This is a genomic window from Streptomyces sp. W16, from assembly GCF_033194735.1.
In the GTDB taxonomy this organism is placed as follows: Bacteria; Actinomycetota; Actinomycetes; order Streptomycetales; family Streptomycetaceae; genus Streptomyces.
This window is the reverse complement of sequence record NZ_JAWOAI010000659.1, coordinates 1-4,636: the sequence shown is the minus strand read 5'-3', so window position 1 is coordinate 4,636 and position 4,636 is coordinate 1. Positions and strand designations below refer to the sequence as shown.

The 4,636-nt window shown below is 70.8% G+C and carries 4 protein-coding genes and 1 pseudogene; 4 read left to right on the top strand and 1 reads right to left on the bottom strand.

Annotation, left to right across the window (positions count from 1 at the left end; genetic code table 11):
• From R6V09_RS46440 to R6V09_RS46425, 4 genes are all read left to right on the top strand, one after another.
• A partial coding sequence (locus tag R6V09_RS46440; RefSeq protein ID WP_317887500.1) for a S41 family peptidase occupies positions 1 to 2,030 on the top strand: 2,030 nt, incomplete at its 5' end.
• A 99-nt stretch (positions 2,031 to 2,129) separates the two neighbouring features.
• A complete protein-coding gene (locus tag R6V09_RS46435) occupies positions 2,130 to 2,483 on the top strand; it encodes a histidine triad nucleotide-binding protein (RefSeq protein WP_317887499.1) in 354 nt (117 codons plus the stop codon).
• Between the two features lie 6 nt (positions 2,484 to 2,489).
• The gene (locus tag R6V09_RS46430) at positions 2,490 to 3,395 is read left to right on the top strand and encodes a ribonuclease Z (RefSeq protein WP_317887498.1); all 906 of its coding nucleotides are present in this window, start codon (positions 2,490 to 2,492) and stop codon (positions 3,393 to 3,395) included.
• Positions 3,396 to 3,415: 20 nt separating this feature from the next.
• Entirely contained in the window at positions 3,416 to 4,408 is a 993-nt protein-coding gene (locus R6V09_RS46425; RefSeq protein ID WP_317887497.1) for an adenosine deaminase, read from the top strand.
• Here R6V09_RS46425 and R6V09_RS46420 read toward each other — a convergent pair.
• Positions 4,372 to 4,636: pseudogene (locus R6V09_RS46420) on the bottom strand (MFS transporter); the annotation flags it as partial. The gene R6V09_RS46425 and the pseudogene R6V09_RS46420 overlap by 37 nt on opposite strands.

The following is a 4,636-nucleotide window of genomic DNA, read 5'->3' as shown; positions in this document are numbered from 1 at the left end:
GCCGGGTCGCCGTGGGCTCGCACGACGGCCGTGTCCTCCTCGTCGAGCGCGAGACCGGCGAGGTCCGCGAGGTGGACCGCAGCGAGAACGGCGACGTGTCGGGCCTCGCCTTCTCCCCGGACTCCGCCTGGCTCGCCTGGTCGCACCCCGGCCCGCGCCCGCTGCGCCAGCTCAAGCTCGCCAACACCACCGACCTGTCGGTCACCGAGGCGACCCCGCTCCGCTTCCAGGACTACGCCCCCGCCTTCACCCTCGACGGCAAACACCTGGTCTTCCTCTCCACCCGCTCCTTCGACCCGGTCTACGACGAACACGTCTTCGACCTGGCCTTCGTGGTCGGCGACCGCCCGCACCTGATCACCCTCGCCGCCACCACCCCGTCCCCCTTCGGACCCCAGCGGCACGGCCGCCCCTTCGAGACCCCCGACAAGGACGAGACCCCCGACAGCGAGGGCCGCCCCACCACCCGCGTCGACCTCGAAGGCCTCGCCGACCGCATCGTCGCCTTCCCCGTCGAGGCCGGCCGCTACTCCAACCTGCGCGCCGCCAAGGACGGCGTCCTGTGGCTGCGCCACCCCGTGCAGGGCGTCCTCGGCGCCACCCGCGCGACCCCCGAAGACCCGGACCCCAAAACCGAGTTGGAGCGCTACGACCTCGCCCAGCAGCGCATCGAGCACCTCGCCGGGGACGCCGACCACTTCGAGGTAAGCGGCGACGGCAAACGCGTCCTGCTGCGCACCGACCACAAACTGCGGGTCGTCCCGAGCGACCGCCGCGCCCCCTCCGAGGACGACGACAGCGACTCGAACATCAACGTCGACCTCACCCGCATCCGCCAGACCGTCGACCCGGCCGCCGAATGGCGCCAGATGTTCGACGAGACCGGCCGCATCATGCGCGACAACTTCTGGCGCGCCGACATGAGCGGCGTCGACTGGGACGGCGTCCTCGACCGCTACCGCCCCGTCCTCGACCGCCTGGCCACCCACGACGACTTGGTCGACCTCCTCTGGGAGGTGCACGGCGAACTCGGCACCTCGCACGCCTACGTCACCCCGCGCGGCGGCTACGGCCACGGCGAACGACAGGGCCTGCTCGGCGCCGACATCTCCCGTTACGAGGACGGCAGTTGGCGTATCGACCGGGTCCTGCCCTCCGAGACCTCCGACCCGGCAGCCCGCGCCCCGCTCGCCGCACCCGGCGTCGCCGTCCGCGCGGGCGACGCGATCCTCGCGGTCGCCGGCCGGCCCGTCGACCCGGTCACCGGACCGGCCCCCCTCCTGGTCGGTACGGCAGGCAAGCCCATCGAGCTGACGATCTCCCCGGCCGGCGGCGGCGACCCCCGCCACGCGGTCGTCGTCCCCCTCGCGGACGAGGAACCGCTGTACTACCACGCATGGGTGGCCGACCGCCGCGCCTACGTCCACGAGAAGTCCGGCGGCCGGCTCGGCTACCTCCACGTCCCCGACATGCAGGCCCCCGGCTGGGCCCAGATCCACCGCGACCTGCGCGTAGAGGTGGCCCGAGAAGGCCTGGTGGTCGACGTCCGCTACAACCGCGGCGGCCACACCTCGCAGTTGGTGGTCGAGAAACTGGCCCGCCGCATCGTCGGCTGGGACCTCCCCCGAGGCATGCGCCCCTACAGCTACCCCGAGGACGCCCCCCGGGGCCCCGTAGTGGCCGTGGCCAACGAGTTCTCCGGCTCCGACGGCGACATCGTCAACGCGGCGATCAAGGCGCTGGGCATCGGCCCGGTGGTCGGTACGCGTACGTGGGGCGGCGTGATCGGCATCGACAGCAGGTACCGGTTGGTCGACGGCACACTCGTCACCCAGCCCAAGTACGCGTTCTGGCTTGAGGGTTACGGGTGGGGGGTCGAGAACCACGGGGTGGATCCCGACGTAGAGGTGGTGCAGCGGCCTCAGGATTATGCGGCGGGGCGCGACGCACAGCTGGACGAGGCAATCAGGCTGGCGCTGGAGAAACTGGAGACCGTTCCCGCAAAAACACCCCCTGGATTGCCCACCTAGGGGCGCGGGGAACTGCGCGACCAGCCACGACGGCGCAGCACTTAACGACGATACGATGCCCACCGTAAAGCGCCGCTCACCTCCCGGAGGGGATCCCACATGTCAGGGGAACCACAGGACGACTGCCTGTTCTGCAAGATCGTCGAGGGCCACATCCCGGCGACGATCGTCCGCGAAACAGCCACCACCGTCGCGTTCCGGGACATCAACCCCCAGGCCCCGACCCACGTCCTGGTGATCCCCCGCGTCCACTACCCCGACGCCGCCTCCCTCGCCGCCGCCGAACCGGCAATCGCCGCAGACGTACTGCGCGAGGCCGGCGAGGTGGCGACCGACGAGAAGCTCGACAGCTACCGGGTGATCTTCAACACCGGCAGCGGCGTGGGCCAGACCGTGTTCCACGCCCACGCGCACGTCATGGGCGGCCGTGGCATGCAGTGGCCCCCCGGGTAACTCACCGTGTCCGTACGTGAATTGGTGATCCTCGGCACCGCCAGCCAGGTCCCCACCCGCCATCGCAACCACAACGGCTACCTCCTCCGCTGGGACGGCGAGGGCATCCTCTTCGACCCCGGCGAGGGCACCCAGCGCCAGATGCTCCGCGCCGGGGTCGCCGCGCACGACCTCAACCGGATCTGCGTCACCCACTTCCACGGCGACCACTCCCTCGGCCTCGCGGGCGTCATCCAGCGCATCAACCTGGACCGCGTCCCGCACCCGGTCACCGCGCACTACCCGAAGTCCGGCCAGCGCTTCTTCGACCGCCTGCGCTACGCCACCGCGTACCGCGAGACAGTAGGCATCACCGAGGCCCCGGTGGCCGAGGACGGCGTGCTCGTCACCACGCCCTCCTACACCCTGGAGGCCCGCAGGCTCTCCCACCCCGTCGAGTCCTACGGCTACCGCCTCACCGAGCCCGACGGCCGCCGCATGCTCCCCGACCGTCTCGCCGCGCACGGCATCAAGGGCCCGGACGTGGGCCGTATCCAGCGCGAGGGGGTCGTGGACGGCGTATCGCTCGAAGACGTCAGTGAGGTCCGTCCCGGGCAGCGGTTCGCGTTCGTCATGGACACCCGCCTCTGCGACGGAGTACACGCCCTCGCGGAGGGCTGCGACCTGCTGGCGATCGAGTCGACGTTCCTGGACGAGGACGAGCAACTGGCCGTAGACCATGGCCACTTGACCGCAGGACAGGCGGCACGGGTGGCGAAGGACGCGGGGGTACGGCATCTCGTCCTCACCCACTTCAGCCAGCGCTACTCCGAGCCGGAGGAGTTCGAGCGGCAGGCGCGGGCCGCGGGCTTCGAGGGGGAGCTGACCGTGGCGCACGATCTACTCAGGGTGCCGGTTCCGAAACGGCGATAAAACACCCGTACGATACTTCGATGCCCATTCCCAAAGCCGAACTGCACCTGCACATCGAAGGCACCCTCGAACCCGAGCTGGCGTTCGCCCTCGCCGCCCGCAACGGCGTCGAGCTGCCGTACGCGGACACCGAGGCGCTCCGCAAGGCGTACCTCTTCGAGGACCTGCAGTCCTTCCTGAACCTCTACTACGAGCTGATGGCCGTCCTGCGCACCGAGCAGGACTTCGAGGACCTCGCCAACGCCTATCTCGCCCGGGCCGCCGCGCAGGGCGTACGGCACGCGGAGATCTTCTTCGACCCGCAGGCGCATATCGCCCGGGGCGTGGACATGGGCACGGTGGTGGAGGGCCTGTGGCGGGCGCTGGGCGACAGCGAGACCAACCACGGCATCTCGACCCGGCTCATCATGTGCTTCCTGCGCGACGAGTCCGCCGACTCGGCCTTGGAAACCCTGGAGGCGGCGAAGCCGTACCTCCACCGGATCACCGGCATCGGCCTCGACTCGGCCGAGGTCGGCCACCCGCCGGTGAAGTTCCGCGAGGTCTACGAGGCCGCCGCCGCGCTAGGCCTACGACGGGTCGCGCACGCCGGTGAGGAGGGCCCGCCGGCCTACATCACCGAGGCGCTGGACGTCCTCGGCGTCGAGCGGATCGACCACGGGCTGCGCTGCATGGAGGACGGGGAGTTGGTGGCGCGGCTGGTGCGGGACCGTATCCCGCTGACGTTGTGCCCGCTGTCGAACGTACGGTTGCGTGCCGTGGACGTCCTCGCCGAGCACCCGCTCCCCGCCATGCTGGACGCGGGCCTGCTCTGCACGGTCAACTCCGACGACCCGGCCTACTTCGGCGGCTACGCGGGCGACAACTTCGACGCGGTGCGCTTGGCGCTGGGCCTGAGCGGGGAGCGGTTGCGGGAGTTGGCCAGGAACTCCTTCGTGGCGTCGTTCTTGGAGGACGACGAGGAGCTGCGGGCTCGTTATCTGGCCGAGGTGGAGGCGTACGAGTTCTCGTAGGCGGGTGGTGTTGTGGCTGCGGGCCGGTGGCGGCTGGTCGCGCCCCGCGGCGGAGCCGCATGTCGATACAGCCCCGCGCCCCTTACAGGGCGCGATGCCGGAGCCTCGATGATGAGCTCGACCGGTTGCAGTCGCCGTCGCCAGCCGGGGTGCACGGCGACCGCCGTCATCGGCACCGCCACCACGAGCAGGCCCGCCGCGAGGACTAGGCCCATCGCCGGGAACCCC